Origin of the sequence: Curtobacterium sp. MEB011, from assembly GCF_030209655.1 — a bacterium.
Lineage (GTDB): Bacteria > Actinomycetota > Actinomycetes > Actinomycetales > Microbacteriaceae > Curtobacterium > Curtobacterium poinsettiae.
In genome coordinates, this window is the sequence record NZ_JARVRN010000004.1 from 211492 (window position 1) to 232653 (window position 21162).

Annotated in this window: 19 protein-coding genes; 6 read left to right on the top strand and 13 right to left on the bottom strand. The window is 70.4% G+C overall.

Annotated elements, in window-relative coordinates; translation table 11 throughout:
• Positions 1 to 57: 57 nt before the first annotated feature.
• From rpsG to QRN30_RS06700, 7 genes are all read right to left on the bottom strand, one after another.
• Positions 58 to 528 carry a 30S ribosomal protein S7 gene (gene rpsG / locus QRN30_RS06670; protein ID WP_017885539.1) on the bottom strand — a complete coding sequence of 157 codons (471 nt, stop codon included), beginning with the start codon at positions 526 to 528 and terminating at the stop codon, positions 58 to 60.
• 5 nt (positions 529 to 533) lie between these two features.
• On the bottom strand, positions 534 to 902 hold the full coding sequence (rpsL, locus tag QRN30_RS06675) for a 30S ribosomal protein S12 (protein WP_017885540.1): 369 nt from the start codon (positions 900 to 902) through the stop codon (positions 534 to 536).
• Positions 903 to 1130: 228 nt separating this feature from the next.
• Positions 1131 to 2363 (bottom strand): hypothetical protein, encoded by a 1233-nt coding sequence (locus QRN30_RS06680; protein ID WP_042537506.1) that lies wholly within the window; start codon positions 2361 to 2363, stop codon positions 1131 to 1133.
• A gap of 37 nt (positions 2364 to 2400) precedes the next feature.
• The gene (locus QRN30_RS06685) at positions 2401 to 2928 is read right to left on the bottom strand and encodes a DUF6121 family protein (RefSeq protein ID WP_042537507.1); all 528 of its coding nucleotides are present in this window, start codon (positions 2926 to 2928) and stop codon (positions 2401 to 2403) included.
• A gap of 27 nt (positions 2929 to 2955) precedes the next feature.
• Complete coding sequence (locus QRN30_RS06690; protein ID WP_414734093.1) at positions 2956 to 3576, bottom strand: CBU_0592 family membrane protein; 621 nt, start codon at positions 3574 to 3576, stop codon at positions 2956 to 2958.
• Positions 3577 to 3737: 161 nt separating this feature from the next.
• Entirely contained in the window at positions 3738 to 3986 is a 249-nt protein-coding gene (locus tag QRN30_RS06695) for a type IV pilus biogenesis protein PilM (protein WP_017885544.1), read from the bottom strand.
• Between the two features lie 61 nt (positions 3987 to 4047).
• Positions 4048 to 4965 carry a prepilin peptidase gene (locus QRN30_RS06700; RefSeq protein WP_250891863.1) on the bottom strand — a complete coding sequence of 306 codons (918 nt, stop codon included), beginning with the start codon at positions 4963 to 4965 and terminating at the stop codon, positions 4048 to 4050.
• 185 nt (positions 4966 to 5150) lie between these two features.
• Here QRN30_RS06700 and QRN30_RS06705 point away from each other — a divergent pair, with 185 nt between their 5' ends.
• The gene (locus QRN30_RS06705) at positions 5151 to 5546 is read left to right on the top strand and encodes a VOC family protein (protein ID WP_017885546.1); all 396 of its coding nucleotides are present in this window, start codon (positions 5151 to 5153) and stop codon (positions 5544 to 5546) included.
• A 129-nt stretch (positions 5547 to 5675) separates the two neighbouring features.
• On the opposite strand, the gene rpoC is transcribed toward QRN30_RS06705, so the two are convergent.
• The 6 genes from rpoC to QRN30_RS06735 form a co-directional block, all read right to left on the bottom strand.
• On the bottom strand, positions 5676 to 9557 hold the full coding sequence (gene rpoC / locus QRN30_RS06710; protein ID WP_017885547.1) for a DNA-directed RNA polymerase subunit beta': 3882 nt from the start codon (positions 9555 to 9557) through the stop codon (positions 5676 to 5678).
• A gap of 44 nt (positions 9558 to 9601) precedes the next feature.
• Entirely contained in the window at positions 9602 to 13090 is a 3489-nt protein-coding gene (rpoB, locus tag QRN30_RS06715; RefSeq protein ID WP_071250140.1) for a DNA-directed RNA polymerase subunit beta, read from the bottom strand.
• A 418-nt stretch (positions 13091 to 13508) separates the two neighbouring features.
• Entirely contained in the window at positions 13509 to 14108 is a 600-nt protein-coding gene (locus QRN30_RS06720; RefSeq protein WP_017885549.1) for a hypothetical protein, read from the bottom strand.
• A 332-nt stretch (positions 14109 to 14440) separates the two neighbouring features.
• A complete protein-coding gene (locus tag QRN30_RS06725) occupies positions 14441 to 15124 on the bottom strand; it encodes a response regulator transcription factor (protein ID WP_042537513.1) in 684 nt (227 codons plus the stop codon).
• Entirely contained in the window at positions 15121 to 16389 is a 1269-nt protein-coding gene (locus QRN30_RS06730) for a sensor histidine kinase (RefSeq protein WP_284760690.1), read from the bottom strand. Before QRN30_RS06730 ends, QRN30_RS06725 begins: the two co-directional genes overlap by 4 nt.
• Positions 16386 to 16907, bottom strand: coding sequence for a hypothetical protein (locus tag QRN30_RS06735; RefSeq protein WP_214563204.1), 522 nt, complete (start codon positions 16905 to 16907; stop codon positions 16386 to 16388). The genes QRN30_RS06730 and QRN30_RS06735 overlap by 4 nt, the downstream gene beginning before the upstream one ends.
• Before the next feature lie 131 nt (positions 16908 to 17038).
• Between QRN30_RS06735 and QRN30_RS06740 the strand changes: the two genes are divergently transcribed.
• The 5 genes from QRN30_RS06740 to QRN30_RS06760 all read left to right on the top strand — a co-directional run bounded on the left by QRN30_RS06740 (position 17039) and on the right by QRN30_RS06760 (position 20965).
• Entirely contained in the window at positions 17039 to 17881 is an 843-nt protein-coding gene (locus QRN30_RS06740) for a spermidine synthase (RefSeq protein WP_017885553.1), read from the top strand.
• 108 nt (positions 17882 to 17989) lie between these two features.
• Complete coding sequence (locus QRN30_RS06745; RefSeq protein ID WP_139179594.1) at positions 17990 to 18763, top strand: YhjD/YihY/BrkB family envelope integrity protein; 774 nt, start codon at positions 17990 to 17992, stop codon at positions 18761 to 18763.
• 140 nt (positions 18764 to 18903) lie between these two features.
• Positions 18904 to 19734, top strand: coding sequence for a hypothetical protein (locus tag QRN30_RS06750; protein WP_052481644.1), 831 nt, complete (start codon positions 18904 to 18906; stop codon positions 19732 to 19734).
• On the top strand, positions 19731 to 20222 hold the full coding sequence (locus QRN30_RS06755) for a SprT-like domain-containing protein (protein WP_284760692.1): 492 nt from the start codon (positions 19731 to 19733) through the stop codon (positions 20220 to 20222). The genes QRN30_RS06750 and QRN30_RS06755 overlap by 4 nt, the downstream gene beginning before the upstream one ends.
• Before the next feature lie 47 nt (positions 20223 to 20269).
• Complete coding sequence (locus QRN30_RS06760) at positions 20270 to 20965, top strand: CGNR zinc finger domain-containing protein (RefSeq protein ID WP_056072072.1); 696 nt, start codon at positions 20270 to 20272, stop codon at positions 20963 to 20965.
• Positions 20966 to 21162 lie beyond the last annotated feature (197 nt).

Genomic DNA, 21162 nt, shown 5'->3' on the forward strand with positions numbered 1-21162 from the left:
TTGGCGGCCGTCCGGGCGCCGGGGTTCTTGACCACCGGCGCCCGGACGGTGCCGGGACTACCAGCGGTAGTGGGCGAAGGCCTTGTTCGACTCGGCCATCTTGTGCGTGTCCTCGCGGCGCTTGACCGCGGCACCGAGGCCGTTGGACGCGTCGAGGATCTCGTTCATGAGACGCTCGGTCATCGTCTTCTCGCGACGGGCCTTGGCGTACGAGGTGAGCCAACGGAGCGCGAGGGTGTTCGCGCGGTGCGGCTTGACCTCGACCGGGACCTGGTAGGTCGAGCCACCGACACGGCGGCTGCGGACCTCGAGGGTCGGACGGACGTTGTCGAGCGCCTTCTTCAGCGTCACGACGGCGTCCTGCTGGTTCTTGGCGGAAACGCCCTCGAGTGCACCGTAGACGATGCGCTCAGCGAGGCCCTTCTTGCCGTCGAGCAGGATCTTGTTGACGAGCTGGCTGACGATCGGCGCACCGTAGACCGGGTCGGCGACGACGGGACGCTTGGGAGCGGGACCCTTACGAGGCATCTAACTCAACCCTTCTTCGCACCGTAGCGGCTGCGAGCCTGCTTACGGTTCTTGACTGCCTGGGTGTCCAGGGCGCCACGGATGATCTTGTACCGCACACCCGGGAGGTCCTTCACACGACCGCCGCGGACGAGCACCATCGAGTGCTCCTGGAGGTTGTGGCCCTCACCGGGGATGTAGGCCGTGACCTCGGTGCCGTTCGAGAGCTTGACACGAGCGACCTTGCGCAGTGCCGAGTTCGGCTTCTTGGGGGTGGTGGTGTAGACGCGGGTGCACACACCACGCTGCTGGGGGTTCGCCTTCAGGGCGGGCGCCTTGGTCTTGGTGACCTTCGGCGTACGACCCTTGCGAACCAGCTGCTGAATAGTAGGCAACTGTTCTCCTGGTTCTTCGCTCGTGCTCTCTGGCCGGCGCGTTCCGCCGGCTTCCTCGTCCCACGCTGATCACCGCCGGACGGCGGGTGTTCGAGTGGGGGACGGAGTGGTCCGGCTGGGCGATCCCGCTCGCCGGACTTTTCGGGCGCGCCCGAGGGCGCACACCCGGTAGAGACTACCCGCGGAACGGGACGAAATCAATCCGGGTCACCCCGGGAACCGACACCGTCATGAGCCGGTGTCGGACGAGCCGTTGCCCACCGCCGAGCGGAACGTCGCACCGTCGCTCGAGAAGCCGGTGACGTACCCGCTCGCGTTGACGTTGAGCGGCCCCGCGGACGCCGTTCCGGTGCCGGCGGCACCCGAGATGTCCGCCGTGTACTTCGCCCGCCCGAACGTGGTCGTCGTGATCAACCAGCCGTTCGTCGTCCAGCTGCCGACCCGGACCGTCGGCCGCGTCTCGAGCGTCCACTTCTGGTTCGTGTAGGTGTACGCGGGGTTCTGGCCGTACGCGTAGAAGCTGCAGCCGGCCGGCGCGGCGTCGGTGGAGGCGATGCAGCCGTCCACCCAGTCGTCCACCGCTCGCTTGGCGGCCTGCTGCCCCGCGGTCGTGAGGGTGGTCGTCATCTGCACCGGGGTCGACGTCGTCCGGCCGAACCCGCTGACGTCCGCCGATCCACCACGTGCCGTGGTCCACTTGCCGCCGTCGAAGGCGACGTCGTAGGTACCGGGCAGCGCGCGGAGGCTCACCGTGCCGTCCTTCGCGGTCCGCACGTTCCGGCCTGCGACCGTGACCGACGCACCGGACGGTCCGCGCACGGCGACGTCGACCGAGCCGAGCTCGGGGGCCTGGAGCTCCCAGACCGGGAACACACCCCAGTCGGTCCCGGTCTTGTCGAGCGTGAAGGTCGCGGCGACGTCCTGGCCACCCTGGCGCAGGTACGCCCGGACGGTCGCGGTGTCGCCGTCCGTCCGCGTCGCGGCGACGCGGTACCCGGTGACCTTGTCCGATGCCTTCGCGTAGGCGGCGTCACCGAGCAGCACGTCGGACTTCCCACGTTCGATGCCCGCGTCGTCGAGGGCGTCGGCCACGCGTCCGGCCGTCAGGTCGTCGAGGAACGCCCGCACGGGGCGGTCGGCCGAGTGCGAGGCGGAACCGACCGAGTACCCGACGACCCCGGCGACGAGCAGCAGGACGACGGCGGTGCCACCCGAGATGATCCCGATGAGCGGCCCGCGGCGGAGCTTCCGGCGGGGACGCTGCGGCACCGGCCCGGGCGCTCCGGCGAAGCCGGCGCCGGGCGCTCCGGCGAAACCGGCGCCGGGACCGACCGCAGGACCAGGGCCGACCGTCTGGCCGGCTGCGGCGGACGTGCCGTCGGTGCCACGGATCGATGCCACCGGCGGGACGGCACCCCAGCCGCCCTGCTGGTCCGGATCCTGCGCGTGCTGGTCGCTCATCGTTCCCCCGTTTGGTGTGCGTCGTGCTGTCCGAAGACTACCGCTCGGCGGGTCCCTCGCCCGCGTTCGTCCGGTTGTGCCCGGAGAGCCCGCCCGACCCGTCCGCACCGCTGGTCGCGTGCGTCCCGTCGGTCGCGACCGAGCCGCCCGCGGTCCGCGCCTGGTGGCGAGCCGTCGCGATCCCGCCGAGCACCGACAGGAGCGCCACCACGACGGAACCGACCACGAACGGGCCGAGGGCGTACCCCGCCGGGAAGACGAGGAGCTCGGTCGCGTCCGAGCGGACGAGTGCGTAGCCCACGGCTCCGACGCCGAGCATGACCAGGTAGACGGTCGCCGCCGCGACGAGGGCGGTCACCCCGGGGTTGCCGTCGCGGACACCCGCCGCGGTCGCCAGGAAGACGACCACCGCGCCGCCGACCACCATCGCAGGCCCGAGGTACGGGGTGGCGTCGGGCTGCGAGATGACCTCGACGTCGGCGAGCAGGGCTTCGAAGCCCGTGACGGCGATCACGAGCGCGATGAAGAGGATCGACGTCATCGTCGCGATCAGCCACCGGGACATGGGCCGATCGTATCGCCGACCGGCTGGTCAGCGAGCGGGTTCGGCGTGGTCCGTGTCGTCGGCGTGCGCACGGTCGGACTGCTCCTGCGCTGCGGCGACCAGGGCGAGCGCGATGGTCGCCGTGATGATCGGGACGGTCTCCGTCATCGGGGCGGGCGCCTCCGGCACCGTCGCGGGCACGAGATCCGACGTCGTCGGGCGGGTCGGGTCAGTCGCGTCCGTGGCGTCCGTCGCGTCCGCCAGGTCGACCCACTGGAGGCCCGTGGTCGCGTCCGTCTCGCCGGCCCCCTCCGGCTCGTGGTCGCGCAGCGCCGGCCCGATCACCGGCAGGACCCCGGTCGTGGCCGGGGGCTCCGCGTGCAGGACCGGCGGCTCGGCCGCAGCGGACCCGTCGCGCTTCGCCGCGCGACGCGCACGGAGCATCTTCACCAGGACGACGACGGCGACGATCGCCCAGATGCCGTTGACGATCGTCGAGGGGACGGCGTGGTGGGCGGCGACGTTGACGGCCACCGCGAGGCCGCCGACCAGGTTGAGCAACTGGTAGAGCGGACCGTTCGGGATCCTGCCCGTGGAGAACAAGATGTAACCAGCAAGGACGGTTACCGCCCCGAACCAACCGAGGAACTCCACGATTCCGACCAACACGCGCGACTCCGGGCACGACGAGGAACGGCCGATTCGAGCCGACCGTTCGAGAGGGGATGAGCAGCCGCGGACACGGCGCCGTGAGCATCGTAATCTCCGCGACGGGCGTCGCGGAAGTGATGTCGGCGTGGCGCGGCCGACACCGGTCCGTGCGGGTCGGATCAGCCCGCCGCGGTGCCGCCTGCGTCCGTCGTCACGTCCTTCGAGCGGAAGCGTCCGATCGACCAGAGCTGGCGGAGTGCGACCGCCACGGTGTTCGGTTCGAGCACCTCGCCCTGTTTCGTCGCGCCGACGGGTACCGGCACCTCGGCGAACCGCAGGATCGTCGGTCTCGCCCGGTCCGCGTCCTGCACCTCGACGGAACGGATCGCGGCGGCGCCGATGTCGACGCCGACGATGCTCTTCGACATGGGCGGTCCTTCCCCGTGACCGTCTTCGGGTCGGTCTGGTGGGGCAGCGCGTGACGAGGCGTCAGGTGAGTCCGAGCAGGCGCAGGTAGCCATCCCACGTGGGCGCACCGACGGCGATGCCGAGCCAGGCACCCGCGAGCATCCAGGGGCCGAACGGGATCCCGCTCCGGCGGCCCGCCCGGCGCACGGCCAGGAGGACGACTGCGAAGGTACCGCCGAGCAGGAACGCGGCGGAAGAACCCACTGCGAGGGGTCCCCATCCGAGGTACGCCAGCACGAGACCGAGCACGCCGGCGAGCTTCACGTCCCCGAGTCCCATCCCGCCGAGGACCGCCAGCGCGAGCAAGAGGTAGACACCGCCGAGGACGACGAGACCGACGATCCCGCGGACCGCGGCGCCCCAGTCCTCGGACACCGCCGATGCCACGAGCAGGAGCACGGGCAACACGATGTACGCCGGCAGCACGATCCGGTTCGGCAGGGTGTGGGTGTCGAGGTCGATGAGCGTCAACGAGATGCTGATCGCCATCAGGTACAGCAGTGCGACGAGCAGGATCGCAGCGTGGATCGCTCCGGGAAGACCGTCCGGTGCCGCCGACGTCGACCACGGTGCGAGGACCGAGAGCAGGGTCACCGCGACGAACAGGAGGCCCGTGGCGGCCTCGACGAGCGGGTATCGAGCCGAGATGGGCGCGTCGCAGTCACGGCACCGGGCACGCAGGAGGAGCCAGGACACCACCGGCACGTTGTCGCGCCCCCGGATCCCGTGGCCGCAGCCGGGGCAGGAGCTGGCCGGTGCGACGACCGACATCCCGGCGGGGATGCGGTGCACGTCGACGTTCAGGAACGACCCGATCGCGAGACCGAGCAGACCGACCAACGCGGTGACGAGGGGCAGCGCCGAGGTGGACACGGTGCCGGTCACCTCCCCGTCGGGGTGCCGTCGGTGCGGTCTCGCTGCGGTCGTTCGGGTGCACATGTCGACCAGCCTCACCAACCGCGCACCGCTCCGTGGCCTCCGACCGGCAGTCGGTGGAGGACATCGGCGCGATGCCGCCTGTGGAGGAACACCGCGACGAACGACACCAGGTCGACACGGGCCGGACAGCGCGACGCAGCGGAATCCCTCTCGACGCGCGCCCCCGCCCGGGCACATGATGAGACATGGACATCACGAGCGTGACCGTGGGGCTGCCCGTCACCGACATCGAGGCGTCCTGCCTCTGGTACGGCGCGGTCTTCGAGCGCACTGAGCCGGACCTCGAACCCGAGGACGGCGTCGCCGAGTACGAGGTCGGCGGCATCTGGATCCAGCTCTACGTCGACGAACAGGCCGAGGAGAACCCGGTCAGCGTCCGCTTCGGCGTCGACGACGTCGCCGCGCAGCACGCACGGATCGGCGCGCTCGGCATCGACATCGGCCCCGTCGAGTGCGTCGACGGCGCGGTCGACTGGTTCGACGTCCGCGACCCCGACGGCAACGTGCTGAGCCTGTTCTCGCTGGTCGACGAGACCGGTCGCGGCTCCGGCCGCGACAACGGCGCGGGCCGCGCGCTCTAGCCGCGACCCCACGGCGGACGGGAGGCCCGTGACGGCCGGGCACCGTGCCTCCAGGCCGTCACGTGGTGACGACACGACGAAGGCCCCGCCTCCTTGCGGAGACGGGGCCTTCGTGGGATCACATCAGGCTCAGTTGTACGTGCCCGGCGTGAAGTCGTCCGACGAGAAGCTGTCGAAGTCGACGAAGCTCAGGTCGGCGTCCGAGAACGACGAGTCGTCAGCGAAGATGCGGTTGGGGTACCGCTCCGCCTTCGCCTCTTCGGTCGCGTTCACGTCCACGTCACGGTACCGGCTGAGGCCCGTCCCGGCAGGGATGAGCTTACCGATGATGACGTTCTCCTTGAGGCCGACGAGGTGGTCCTGCTTGCCCTCCATGGCCGCCTGCGTGAGCACGCGGGTGGTCTCCTGGAAGGAAGCGGCGGACAGCCACGACTCGGTCGCGAGGGACGCCTTCGTGATGCCCATGACCTCCTGGCGAGCCGAGGCGGTCTTGCGACCCTCCTGCAGCGCCGCACGGTTCAGCGCGTTGTAGCGCGACCGGTCGACGAGCTCACCCGGCAGCAGGTCGGTGTCGCCGTGGTCGACGACGGTGACCTTGCGGAGCATCTGGCGGACGATGACCTCGATGTGCTTGTCGTGGATCGGCACACCCTGCGAGCCGTAGACGTCCTGCACACCGTTGACCAGGTGCTTCTGGACCTCTCGGACACCCTTGACCCGGAGGACTTCCTTCGGGTCGACGGTGCCGGCGATGAACTGCTCGCCGAGCTCGACGTGCTGGTTGTCCTCGATGAGGAGCGTCGCACGCTTGAGCACCGGGTAGATGAACGGCTCGTCGCCGTTGTCCGGCGTCAGGATGATCCGACGGCCCTTGTCCGTGTCCTCGACGACGACGCGGCCGGGGGCCTCGGCGATCGGGGACGCGCCCTTGGGCGTACGGGCCTCGAAGAGCTCCGTGACACGCGGCAGACCCTGGGTGATGTCGTCGGCCGAGGCCGAACCACCCGTGTGGAAGGTACGCATCGTCAGCTGGGTACCGGGCTCACCGATGGACTGCGCGGCGATGATGCCGACTGCCTCACCGATGTCGACCAGGTTGCCGGTGGCGAGCGAACGGCCGTAGCACTTCGCGCAGACACCGACGGCCGACTCGCAGGTCAGGACCGAGCGCACCTTGATGCTCTCGACACCGGCTGCCAGCAGCTTCTCGAGGAGCACGTCACCGACGTCCTCACCGGCCTCTGCAACGACCGTGCCCTTGGCGTCCACGGCCTCGGTGGCCAGGGTGCGGGAGTACACGGTGTTCTCGACGCGCGGGTCGCGGACGAGCTTGCCGTCGGCGTCCACGGTCGCGATCGGCAGCTCGAGGCCACGCGTCGTACCGCAGTCGTCCTCGCGGATGATGACGTCCTGGGAGACGTCGACGAGACGACGGGTCAGGTAGCCGGAGTCGGCCGTACGGAGCGCCGTGTCGGCCAGACCCTTGCGAGCACCGTGCGTGGCGATGAAGTACTCCGCCACGGTCAGGCCCTCGCGGTACGAGTTGATGATCGGGCGGGCGATGATCTCGCCCTTCGGGTTGTTCACCAGACCACGCATACCGGCGATGTTGCGGACCTGCAGCCAGTTACCACGAGCACCGGACGACACCATGCGGTTGATCGTGTTGTCGACGGGGAAGTTGTCCCGCATCTCCTGTGCGATCTCGTTGGTGGCCTCGGTCCAGATCTTGATCAGGTCGGCGCGACGCTCGGAGTCGGTGATCAGACCCTTGTCGAACTCGCCCTGCACCTTGGCGGCCTGGATCTCGTAGCCCGCGATGATCTCCTTCTTGCGAGGAGGCGTCACGACGTCCGACAGGGCGACGGTCACACCGGAGCGGGTGCCCCAGTAGAAGCCGGCGTCCTTGATCCGGTCCAGCGCAGCGGCCGTCTCGGTCTTGGAGTAGCGCTCGGCGAGGTCGTTGACGATCGCGGAGAGCACACCCTTGTCGGTGACCTTCTGGACGAACGGGTAGTTCGCCGGCAGGGTCTCGTTGAAGAGCGCACGGCCCAGGGTCGTCTCGAGCAGCAGCGTGTCGCCCTGCTCGTAGCCCTCGGGGGCTTCACCCTCGGCGAAGTGGACACCCGTCATGCGGATCTTCACCATCGCGTTGAGGTGCAGCGTGTGCTGGTCGTTCGCCAGGATCGCCTCGGCCACCGACGAGAACGCACGGCCCTCGCCCACGGCGCCCTCGCGGACGGTCGTGAGGTGGTGCAGACCGATGATCATGTCCTGTGCGGGCAGGGTCACCGGGCGGCCGTCGGACGGCTTCAGGATGTTGTTCGAGGCGAGCATCAGGATGCGTGCCTCGGCCTGGGCCTCGACCGACAGCGGCAGGTGCACGGCCATCTGGTCACCGTCGAAGTCCGCGTTGAACGCAGCACAGACGAGCGGGTGGAGCTGGATGGCCTTGCCCTCGACGAGCTGCGGCTCGAACGCCTGGATGCCCAGACGGTGCAGCGTCGGCGCACGGTTCAGCAGGACGGGGCGCTCGCGGATGATCTCCTCGAGCACGTCCCACACCTGCGGACGCGAACGCTCGACCATGCGCTTGGCCGACTTGATGTTCTGCGCGTGCGACAGGTCGATCAGGCGCTTGATGACGAACGGCTTGAAGAGCTCGAGCGCCATCTGCTTGGGCAGACCGCACTGGTGCAGCTTCAGCTGCGGGCCGACGATGATGACCGAACGGCCCGAGTAGTCGACACGCTTGCCGAGCAGGTTCTGGCGGAAACGACCCTGCTTGCCCTTGAGCATGTCGCTCAGGGACTTCAGGGCGCGGTTGCCGGTACCCGTGACCGGACGTCCACGACGACCGTTGTCGAACAGCGCGTCGACGGCTTCCTGCAGCATGCGCTTCTCGTTGTTCACGATGATCTCGGGAGCACCGAGGTCGAGCAGGCGGCGGAGACGGTTGTTGCGGTTGATCACACGACGGTAGAGGTCGTTGAGGTCCGACGTGGCGAACCGGCCACCGTCGAGCTGCACCATCGGGCGCAGCTCCGGCGGGATGACCGGCACGACGCCGAGCACCATCGCCGCCGGCGAGTTGCCGGTGGCGAGGAAGGAGCTGACGACGCGCAGACGCTTGATCGCACGGATCTTCTTCTGGCCCTTGCCCTCGGCGATCTGCAGACGCAGCGCCTCGGCCTCGGCGGCCAGGTCGAACGCCTCGAGCCGGAGCTTGATCGCCTCGGCGCCCATGTAGGCGTCGAAGTAGATCCCGAACCGGTCCTGGAGCTCGTGGAAGACGGCGTCCTCGGGCTTGAGGTCGCCCACCTTGAGGTTGCGGAAGTCCTCCCACACACGCTCGAGACGGGTGATGTCCTCGTCGAACGACTTGCGGACCTGGGACATCTCCTTCTCGGCGGTGTCCTTGGTGCGGCGCTTGACGTCGGCCTTCGCACCCTCTTCCTCAAGGGCTGCGAGGTCGTCCTCGAGCTTCTTGAGGCGGTCGGCGATGATCGAGTCGCGCTGGCCCTCGAGGGTCTTGATCTCGAGACGCATCTCGTTCTCGAGACCCGGCATGTCCGCGTGACGGCCCTCTTCATCGATGTCGATGATCATGTACGCCGCGAAGTAGATGACCTTCTCGAGGTCCTTCGGCGCCATGTCGAGGAGGTACCCGAGGCGCGACGGGACGCCCTTGAAGTACCAGATGTGCGTGACGGGGGCAGCGAGCTCGATGTGGCCCATGCGCTCACGACGGACCGAGGACTTGGTGACCTCGACGCCGCAGCGCTCGCAGACGATGCCCTTGAACCGGACACGCTTGTACTTGCCACAGGCGCACTCCCAGTCGCGGGAAGGACCGAAGATCTGCTCGCCGAACAGACCGTCCTTCTCGGGCTTCAGGGTGCGGTAGTTGATGGTCTCCGGCTTCTTGACCTCGCCGTACGACCACTGACGGATGTCCTCGGCGGTTGCGAGGCCGATCCGAATGGCGTCAAAGGAAGTTGCTTCGAGCAATGTTCTTCTCTCTTGCTGATTCAGGCTTCGATGTACGGGCGGGATCAGATGTCGTCGACGGAGGACGACTCGAACCGCGAGGAGATGTTGATGCCCAGCTCCTCCGCAGCGCGGAAGACCTCGTCATCGTTGTCGCGCAGGCTGACCGCCTGGCCGTCGGCCGAGAGGACCTCGACGTTCAGGCAGAGCGACTGCATCTCCTTCATGAGGACCTTGAAGGACTCGGGGATACCGGGCTCCTGGATGTTCTCGCCCTTGACGATCGCCTCGTAGACCTTCACGCGGCCGAGGATGTCGTCGGACTTGATCGTCAGGAGCTCCTGGAGGGCGTAAGCGGCGCCGTACGCTTCGAGCGCCCACACCTCCATCTCACCGAATCGCTGTCCACCGAACTGCGCCTTACCACCCAGCGGCTGCTGCGTGATCATCGAGTACGGACCGGTCGAACGCGCGTGGATCTTGTCGTCGACCAGGTGGTGCAGCTTGAGGATGTACATGTAGCCGACCGAGACGGGCTCCGGGAACGGCTCGCCGGAGCGGCCGTCGAAGAGCTGCGCCTTGCCGGACGAGCCGATCAGGCGCTCGCCGTCGCGGTTCGGGAGGGTCGAGTCGAGGAGGCCCTCGATCTCGCGCTCGTACGCACCGTCGAACACCGGGGTGGCGACCTTGGTGCCGGGCTCGGCGCTGTGCGCTGCCTCCGGCAGGTTCTCGGCCCACTCCTGGATGCCCTCGACGTTCCAGCCCTGCTTGGCGAGCCACCCGAGGTGGATCTCGAGCACCTGACCGAAGTTCATGCGGCCGGGGACGCCGAGCGGGTTGAGGACGATGTCGACGGGGGTGCCGTCGGCGAGGAACGGCATGTCCTCGACCGGGAGGATGGTCGAGATGACGCCCTTGTTGCCGTGACGACCGGCGAGCTTGTCACCCGCGGTGATCTTGCGCTTCTGGGCGATGTAGACGACCACACGCTGGTTGACGCCCGAGCCGAGCTCGTCGTCGCCGTCCTGCGAGTCGAACACCTTGACGCCGATGATCGTGCCCTCTTCACCGTGGGGCACCTTGAGCGAGGTGTCGCGGACTTCGCGCGACTTCTCGTTGAAGATGGCACGGAGCAGACGCTCCTCGGCGCTCAGCTCGGTCTCGCCCTTCGGCGTGACCTTGCCGACGAGGATGTCGCCGGGGCGGACCTCGGCACCGATGCGGATGATGCCGCGCTCGTCGAGGTCGGCCAGCAGGTCCGGGCTGACGTTGGGGAGGTCACGGGTGATCTCCTCCTTGCCGAGCTTGGTGTCGCGGGCGTCGACCTCGTACTCCTCGATGTGGATCGAGGAGAGCGTGTCGTCCTTGATGAGGTTCTGCGACAGGATCATCGCGTCCTCGTAGTTGTAGCCCTCCCACGGCATGAACGCGACGAGGAGGTTCTTGCCGAGCGCGAGCTCGCCGTTCTCCGTCGCGGGACCGTCGGCGATGACCTCGCCCTGCTCGACGCGCTCGCCTGCGGAGACGATGACGCGGTGGTTATAGCTCGTGCCCTGGTTGGAGCGGTCGAACTTGCGCAGGTAGTAGGTCTGCGTGCCGCCCTCGTCGAGCTGCAGGGTGACGGCGTCGGCCGAGACCTCGGAGACGACACCGGCCTTGTCGGCGGTGACGACGTCGCCGGCGTCGATGGCCGTGTAGCCCTCCATGCCGGTGCCGACGAGCGGCGACTCGGAGCGGAGCAGCGGGACGGCCTGACGCTGCATGTTCGCACCCATGAGGGCGCGGTTCGCGTCGTCGTGCTCGAGGAACGGGATGAGCGACGTCGCGACCGACACCATCTGGCGCGGGGAGACGTCCATGTAGTCGACCTCGCCCTTGGCGACGAGTTCGACCTCGCCGCCCTTCTTGCGGACGAGCACCTTGTCGTCGGCGAAGTGGAAGTCGTTCGTCAGCGGGGCGTTGGCCTGCGCGACGACGAAGTCGTCCTCTTCCGAAGCGGTGAGGTAGTCGATGGTCTTCGTGACCTCGCCGTCGACGACGCGACGGTACGGGGTCTCGATGAAACCGAACGAGTTGATCCGACCGAACGACGCGAGCGAGCCGATCAGGCCGATGTTCGGGCCTTCCGGGGTCTCGATCGGGCACATGCGGCCGTAGTGCGACGGGTGGACGTCGCGGACCTCGACGCCGGCACGCTCACGGGACAGACCACCCGGGCCGAGGGCCGACAGGCGACGCTTGTGCGTCAGACCCGCGAGCGGGTTGTTCTGGTCCATGAACTGCGACAGCTGGGAGGTCCCGAAGAACTCCTTGATCGCGGCGACGACCGGACGCACGTTGATGAGCGTCTGGGGCGTGATCGCCTCGATGTCCTGCGTGGTCATGCGCTCGCGGACGACGCGCTCCATGCGGGACAGACCCGTGCGGACCTGGTTCTGGATGAGCTCGCCGACGGCGCGGATGCGACGGTTGCCGAAGTGGTCGATGTCGTCCACGTCGAGGCGCAGCTGCACCGGCTCGCCGTCACGGGTGCCGTCGATCGTGGTGCGCTCGGCGTGCAGCGACACCAGGTACTTGATCGTCGCGACGATGTCCTTGACGGTGAGCACCGAGTCGGACAGCGGGGCGTCCATGCCGAGCTTGCGGTTGACCTTGTACCGGCCGACCTTCGCCAGGTCGTAGCGCTTCGAGTTGAAGTAGAAGTTGTCGAGGAGCGCACGCGCGGCCTCGGCAGCGACCTGCTCGCCCGGGCGGAGCTTGCGGTAGATGTCCTTGAGCGCCTCTTCCTTCGTGAGGACGGCGTCCTTCTCGAGGGTCGACTCGATCGACGCGAAGCCCTGGAACTCGTCCATGATCTCTTCGCTCGTCAGGCCGAGGGCCTTGAGGAAGACGGTCACGGACTGCTTCCGCTTGCGGTCGATGCGCACGCCCACCTGGTCGCGCTTGTCGATCTCGAACTCGAGCCAGGCACCACGCGACGGGATGATCCGCGCCGAGTAGATGTCCTTGTCGGAGGTCTTCTCCTGCTGGCGCTCGAAGTACACGCCGGGCGAACGGACGAGCTGCGACACGACGACGCGCTCAGTGCCGTTGATGATGAACGTGCCGCGCTCGGTCATGAGCGGGAAGTCGCCCATGAAGACCGTCTGCGTCTTGATCTCACCCGTCATGTGGTTCATGAACTCGGCGTTGACGTACAGCGGAGCGGCGTAGGTCTTGCCGCGCTCCTTGCAGTCGTCGATCGAGTACTTCGGGTCCTCGAGCTCGGGAGCCGTGAACGAGAGCTGCATGGTCTCGCCGAGGTCCTCGATCGGGGAGATCTCCTCGAAGATCTCCTCGAGCCCCGAGTGCAGCGCGAGGTCGGTGCGACCCTGCTCCTGCCCTTCGGCGAGGCGGGCCTTCCAGACGTCGTTGCCGACGAGCCAGTCGAAGCTCTCCGTCTGGAGTGCGAGCAGATCAGGAACCGTGAGGGTGTCCGTGATCTTGGCGAACGAGAGTCGCGAGTGGTTGCGACCGTTCTTGGGGTTGGTGGATGCGTTGGGCGCAGCAGCCAAGGGTGTGACCTCCGGTAGGCCCCGTCGGGCCGACACTGACGAGCAGTGTGTAGGTGAGTGGATTGATCGCTCGGCGAACCCTGAGAGTGCAAGCCCTGCGACCACGCCGACGCGTGCCTGACGCGGAACGTCGGTGCACGTGTGGGATGATCTCCGTGAGCGGTACCCGCCGCCATATACGGGTCCGGCTGCACCAGGGCGAGATGAGTTTCTGTCTCAGAACTCTGCGTCGACCGAAATATGACGACACGGATGCCAGGGAGCGCGAACTGTCATCATAGTTCGCTCCGCGGCGTGCTGTCCAGTCCCGGCTTGACCGGATTCGGCAGTGGCGTGTATAAGCCGCCGGACGCCGCTTCCATTCCCCTGCGCAGGCAGCCGAGACGCATCCGATGTGCGGCCCGGACGCGCCCCCTGCTCAGCCCAGACGCTCGCGATCGACGCGATCCGCGCCTCCCGGCCCGCCCGGCAGTCCGGCCAGCGCACGGAACGCGTCCTCGGGACGCCGCGTGCGGACGAACGTGACCCGCCCCCGGTCGTCGGTGAGCTCGATCCCGAGCCCCGGCGTGAGGATGAGCGCCCGCACGCCGCGACGGATCCGCAGGCCGACCCCGCCGTAGGTGGCCGCGTCCGCCTCGACCAGACGGACGTCGGTGATCCGCCGGCGCGCGATGCGCCGCGGCGGGAGCGGACGGAAGTGCAGGGTCACGTGCCGCTCGGTGACGGTGAACCCGGCACGGGCGAGGACGAGCAGCAGTCCGAGGGCGACGGCGAGCAGTCCCGGCACCAGGAGCGCGACCTCGGGTGCATCGCCCGGCCAGCCGAGCACGGCGGCGGACAGCCCGGCGCCGGCCACGAACAGCGCGGTGCCGACGACGCGCATCCAGGTCGGCGCCGCCTCGCGGTCGGCGTGGAACGGCCTGGAGGCCCGGATCGCCCGGGTGGGTCGGCTCCCGGACCGGTGGGGGTCCGGGGTGGTGCGGCGTGTGGTGGGCACGCTCATGGTGTCGGCGGTCATGACGGAGGTCTCCTGCGGCGGATCAGCAGTGGTGCACTCGTCATCGGGTGCGGTGCGTTCGACGGCCAGCGCGCGCGGGTGGCCGGAGGGGTGGCGCGCAGCAGCACGCCGACGGCGCGCACGCTCGAGCGGTGGGGGCGCTCACGGGCACGTCGTGGTCACGGTGTCCGGGCGGACGCGTGGGGTGTGGGGCACACACGCATCGACGCTCGGGCGTCGTGACGACAGGCGTCAACGGTAGGCGACGAGTCTTGGCGTCCGCTGGTCGTCCATGTGTACGCATTCACGTGTCCGCAGTGCGTCGCCCGGGGACGACGGGGTGCTGCGGACGGTCAGCGCAGGACGCGGGCGACGGCCTCGGCGCGGGTGCGGACCCCGAGCTTCGCGAAGACCTGGTTCACGTACGACTTCACGGTGGGCACCGTCAGGAACAGCTCGGCGGCGATCTCGGGGTTCGTCCGGCCGTCGGCGATGCGCTCGAGGACGTCCACTTCGCGCGGGGTGAGGTCCGGGAACCGCGCACCGAGCGCCGGGCCGGGATCGGGCTCCGCAGGCGCAGCAGCAGGGCCACCGGAACCGGCACCGGCACCGGCACCACCGACGAGGTGTGCCACGAGCCGCGCTCCCACCGTCGCGTCGAAGGTCGACTGCCCCGCGGCCACCGCACGCACCGCGGCCGCGATCTCCGCCCGCCCCGCGTCCTTCGTCAGGTAGCCACGCGCCCCGGCCCGCATCGCGGTGACGATGGAGTCGTCGTCGGCGTACGTCGTCAGCACCAGCACCGCGACCCCGGGGTGCTCGGCGACGATCCGTGCGGTGGCGGTCGGCCCGTCGACGCCCGGCATCCGCAGGTCCATCAGGACGACGTCGGGTGTGTCCCGGCCGACGGCGGCGATCGCCTCGGCCCCGTCGGCCGCCTGCCCGACCACCCGCAGGTCTGGCACGAGCGACAGCACCGTCACCAGGCCGTCGCGGACGATGGCCTGGTCGTCGACCACGAGCACCCGGATGGTCACGAGCGGTCGTCCTCGGCGACGACCGCCGCGTCCGCGTCGTCCGCAGTGTCCGCCTCGCGCGTGCCGTCGACGGGCAGGTGCATGGCGACGACGAACTCGTCGTCGGAACGCTCGGCCTCGACCGTGGCCTCGCTGCCGAGTTCCGCGAACCGCTCGCGCATCCCGAGCAGCCCCTGGCCGCCGCTCGGCAACGGGTTCGCCACGACGACGTCCACGGCGTCGCCGTCCCGGATCACGGACAGGGACACGGGGCGGCCGGGGGCGTGCCTGCGGGCGTTGCTGAGGGCCTCCCGGACGACCTGGACCACGGCGGCACGGTGGGCGTCGTCGAGGACCGCGAGGGTCGCGTCGCCCTGCACCACGACCTCGCCGCCGAACGAGCGGTGCGCGTCGACGAGGGCCGTCAGGCCCGCCCCGCGGTCGGCGGACGGACTGGAGGCACGGGTCGGCTCCGGCTGGTCGGGCTGCGGTCGGTGGGTCCGGGACTCGTCGGGCGCCGGTCGTCCGGACGGCGGCTCGTCGCGGAGCGCGTGCACCGCACGCCGCGCCTCGGCCAGACCGTCGGCGGCGAGCGCGCGGGCGTCACCGGCACGGCGGGTGGCCTCGTCGACGCGGCCGGCCTCGAGCAGGGCCTCGACCGCGTCGAGCTGCAGCACCAGGCCGCCGAGCGAGTGGGCGAGGACGTCGTGGATGTCCCGGGACGCCCGCGACCGGTCGGCCAGGAGCCGTGCGCGCTGCTGCTGGCGCTCGGTCTCGCGGGCCTGCGCCGTCGTGAGCCGCGCCTGCCGACGACTGAACCCGACGAGCACGCCGAGCAGCAGCCCGCCGCTCACGCCGAGGACGAACTGCACGGACGTCTGCTCGAGCGTCGCGGTGACGGCGACCACCACGACTGCGGCGAGCGCGGCGACCGCGGCCGTCCAGACCGGCAGGCGGAGGTCGGCACCGAGGACGACGAGCCCGACGATCACCGGCACGACCAGCAGCGAGTCGGTCGGCACCACGGTGGGCGATCCGGCGGCGACCATCACGCCGGCTGCGGCGACGAGGACCCGGGGTGTACGTGCCCCTTCGCGGACGGCCCAGGCGGCGAGCGCAGCGGCCCCGAGGACCCAGACCCACGCGGGGTGGTGGAGCAGGACGCCGTTCCGGACGAACCAGAAGGCGACCACGGCGATGCCCACGCCGTTGAGCAGCCACGAGACGCCGGAGCGGGACCGGACCCCGGCGGGGTCGGTCCGCTCCGGTTCGGTCGGCAGGCTCACCGCACCATCATGCCGCGGCCGACGGTCGCCGGGCGGTCGGTCCCGCGAGGGATGCGCTGGTCGACGACCAGGGCGCGGGCGGCTCGGTTCAGGGCGAGCACGAGCAGGATCGTGCCGGTCGAGGTGAGCAGGTGCGCACCGAGGTGGCCGCCGAGGACGTCGAGTCCGATGCGGGCGGCGATGAGGACGATCCAGAGGCCGGCGCCGAGCCAACCGGTGCGGGACTGCAGGGTGCGGCCCTTGGCGTCCGGCGTCGTGACGGTACGGAAGCGGGTCATGGCCCCCATCGCCAGGCCGACGGCGACGGTGAGCAGGGCCTCGAGTCCGAGGAACACGACGTCGGTGGTGGTGACGGTCGTCGTGGTCTGCGCGAGGACGACCACCCCGACGATCGCCATGACGAGCGGACCCCGCCAGATGCGCGCCGGGTCGAGGGACCGCCAGGTCGCCTGCCGGTACGCCAGGAGGCCGACGAGGGCGAGGCCGATGAGCACGTTCGCGAGGAGCTGGACCGACATGGTGTGCCTTTCGAAGTGGTCCGGCGGGGCCTTCCCGACCGGTGTGATCAGCCTCGTTCCGGGTGTCCCCCGGGCACACCAACCAGGGGTGGGGACGCGGGTGGTGATCGCGGTGGTGTTCCATTGACCGCATGGCTGATGCGTTCGACGGGTTCCGGATCGGTGCGGGGTACTCGGTGGTGGAGCCGGACCGGCACCGGCCGGGGTCCTTCACCCTGGTGGTGGACGGCACCCCCCAGTCGCACGTGGACCTCGAGGACCCGACCCACCTGGCGTTCGAGTACATCCGGCGGATCGGGCACGCGATCGACCTGCTGCCCGACGGCCCGGTCACGGCGCTGCACCTGGGCGCCGGGGCACTGACCCTGCCCCGCTACGTCGCCGTGACGCGTCCGGGTTCGCGGCAGCAGGTCATCGAGCTCGAGCGCGACCTGGTCGAGCACGTGCGCGAGGCCCTGCCGTTCCCCCGCGGCGCCTCGATCCGGGTGCGGTACGGCGACGCCCGCGAGGTCCTCGGCAAGCTGCCCGCCGGCCTGCGCGGCACGGTGGACCTGGCGGTGGTGGACGTGTTCGGCGGTTCGCAGATCCCCGCCCACGTGACGAGCGTCGAGTTCTACCGCGAGGTCGCCGCGTTCCTGTCGCCGACGGGCATCGTCGCGGTGAACGTGGCCGACGGCGCCGGGCTGGCCTTCGCCCGCGGACAGGCGTCGACCCTGCAGTCGGTGCTGCCCTCGGTCGCCGCGGTCGCGGACACCGGGATGCTCAAGGGCCGACGGTTCGGCAACATCGTGCTGCTCGGCTCGCCGACCGACCTGCCGGTGGCGGACATGCCCAGGCGGTACTCGTCGGACCCGATGCCGGCGAAGGTCGTGCACGGTGCGGAGCTCCGCTCGTTCATCGCCGGAGCGCCGATCGTCACCGACCAGACGGCGGTCGCGTCCCCCGAGCCGAACCGGAGCGTGTTCGGGGGCTGACGCCCGCGCGGGGCCTCGCCGGGGACGGACTTCGGGCGTTCGGCCGGTCCGGCTGTCAGGATGGTCTGAACGACCGCGCAGGTGCGCGACCGAGCGATGGGAACCCTGATGACGAACGACGACCGGAACGACCAGGACCGGACGGGCGACGGCCAGGCGCCGAGCTGGGGCGAAGCCCCGCAGCAGCGGCCCGACGCCGACGCCCCGCGGTACGGCGAGCGGGTGGACCCGACGCCGACCTCGACCCCGCAGTACGGCGAGCAGTACGGGCAGGGCCAGCAGCAGTACGGCCAGCCGAACGGCGAGCAGCAGGGTCAGTACGGGCAGCAGCAGTACGGACAGCAGCAGTACGACCAGCCGTCGAGCACGCCGAGCTGGAACGACCAGCAGCGTCACGAGCAGGGCCACGACCAGCAGCCGTACGCCGCCGCGCCGTCGCACTCCGGTGCCCCGGCCTGGCAGAGCTACGACGAGCCGAAGCCCAAGAAGAAGACCCTCGGTGTGGTGGCGTTCGTCCTCGGACTCGCCGCGCTCGTGATCGGCGTCATCGGTGGGTACGTGATGGGGTCGGCGCTCGCCAACAGCGACGCGATCAACAACCTCGTCCCGAGCAGCGGTGCGACCCCGGACCAGCAGGAGCTGCAGCGTCAGCTCATGAACGACCCGGCCGTCATCTCGCAGATCGGTGTCGGTGCGGTGATCGCCGGCGTCGCCGCGATCCTCGGGCTCTGGGCGCTCGTGCAGGGCATCATCGCCGCCGTGACCAAGCGTGGTCGCGGCTGGGGCATCTTCGCGATCGTCCTGGCCGTCGTCGCCACGATCGCGACGCTGGTCACCTACGTCGGCGTGGCCGCTGCCGCCGCGGTGGCCGCCAACTCCTGATCGACCGCTCCGGACGGCCCGTCGTGCTCCGGCACGGCGGGCCGTCGGTCGTTCCGCCGGGCACCCCGGACCGCCGCACCCGCGCAACCTGAGCGCGTCGCACCGACGGCTCCCGGCAGACCGCGGCTACCCTCGAACCGATGTCCCTCCCGCCCGACGACCGCCAGCTGCCCGACCCGTCCGACCGTTCCCGTGAACCGCGCCACGCGGCTCCCGTGACGGCCGGGGTCAGCCCGGGCAGCACCTTCGCGCCCATCAGCCTGCGACCCGCGGTCGACGTCGACGCCGTGCACCAGCGGCTCCGCGACCTCGGCCAGAGCCGCAGCACCGACGCCCTCGCCGAACGGGCCGAGCTGCTCCGTCTGCTCGGTCGTCTGGACGAGTCGCTCGTCATCGCGGAAGAGGTGTTCCGTCTCGCGATGTTCACCGGGGAGCGCCAGGACAAGGTCGCCGCACGGATCCGTCGTGCGCACGTCCTGCACGACCTGGGGCGCCACGACCGCGCCGCCAACGAAGCCGCCATGGCCCGCGACACCGCCGCCACCGAGGAGTGGCCGGAACTCGAAGGTGCCGCCGCCGAGATCGAGGGCTGGTCGCTGTTCGAGAACGACCGCTTCGACGAGGCGCGCGCCGCCCTGTCGCGGGCCTACCAGGCCTTCCGCCAGGCGGGGGCGCCGTCGGAGCGCACCGACGCCCTGCGCACCGCGGTCGAGGCCGCGATGCGTGCCGCCATCACGCACCCGGCGGAACCGTCGGACAAGCCCCGGACGGCCCGCGAGGTCGCCGCCCGTCGCGCCGAGGACGACGAACCCGTCACCCGCGTCGCCGAGCCGGTGAAGCAGGTCCCGCCGATCCGCCGTCGCGTGCTCGGTGCGCCCGACGCCGCGCGGACCGAGGCCGACGACATCTGGGGTCGGATCGCGGCCCGGGCAGCGAAGAAGGGCCAGGCCGACCCGCGCGCCGAGCAGTGACCGCGCTCGAGACCGTCCGGCTCCGCGCCGAGGCCCTGATCGCAGAACACCTCGGCGCCGGCACCTGGGCGTTCGGGTTCGACCACGCGAAGACCCGTGCCGGCCAGTGCGACTTCGCGCGGAAGCGGATCACCGTGAGCCGTCACCTGGCCACCCGGTTCTCCGACGACGACGTCGAGCAGGTCCTGCTGCACGAGGTCGCCCACGCCCTCGCCGGCGCACGGGCGGCACACGGACCGAAGTGGAAGCGCACGGCCGCGTCGATCGGGTACACCGGCTCCCGCCTGCACGACGGGCCGATCGCCAGCGAGCTCGCACCGTGGATCGGCAGCTGCCCCGCGGGCCACGAGCACTTCCGGTACCGCACCCCCACACGCCCGCTGGCCTGCGCCCGCTGCTCCCGACGGTTCGACGCCCGGAACGTCATCACCTGGCGGCGCCGGACCGCCGACGACGACGCGGCCACGATGGCGTCGACTACCGCATGAGGTGCCCGACGCACGGAGGCGCGCCGGTAACCCGTTAGCCTGGGCGGATGCACACGGGGCAGCACATCCGCACGGACGCCGGTTCCTCCTGGTTCTTCGACGCCGGACGGATCGCGCTCGACTTCGCGCACACGGGTGGCTTCGCCGACGACTCCGCCGGACGACGCCCGCGGTCGCAGCTCGGCGAACTGCTCGCGAGCCCGGCCGACCTGGACGAGTGGCTCAGCGAGCACACCGAGCCGATCGACGTCGGCGCCAGCGGCCGCGAGCTGCAGGACGCCCGCGCCCTGCGCGCCGCGATCGCCCGGTTGGCCGTCGCCGCCGCCCCCGCGCCGGCGAGCACAGCCGCCGAGCGCACCGCCGTGGCGGCGGGCCTGCGCGCCGGAGCCGGCCGCACGCGCCCCGCGCCCGACGACATCGACACCGTCAACCTGTTCGCCGCCCTGCCGGACGTGCCCCCGAGCCTCCCGGGTGGCCGACGCCGCGCCGGAGCCAACCGGGTCCGCCTGGCCCAGGCCCTGTCCAGCGTCGCGCGCGACGCCGTCGCGCTCTTCACCGAGGTCGGCTTCGACGACGTCGAGGCCGACGGCCGCCCGACCCGGCTGAGCCGCTGCTCGGCCGAGGACTGCGGCCTGGTGTTCTACGACTCGTCGCGCGGCGGGACCCGGCGCTGGTGCTCGATGCAGCGGTGCGGCAACCGTGCGAAGGTCCGGGCGCACCGCGCCCGCCGGGCAGCGGAGTGAGCAGGCACTGAGCACGGCCTGACCGCTTCCCGTCCGCCTTCGGCGAGCGGTCACGACACCCCGCTCACGACCGCCGAGCGGTCACCAACCGTCGCCCGACGGCGGCGCAGCCGACGGATCGCGACCAGCCGACGCGAAGCAAGCGACGAGTCGCGACCAGCCACCGGCCGGGAGGCGCGTGGCAGCGCCGCCACGGG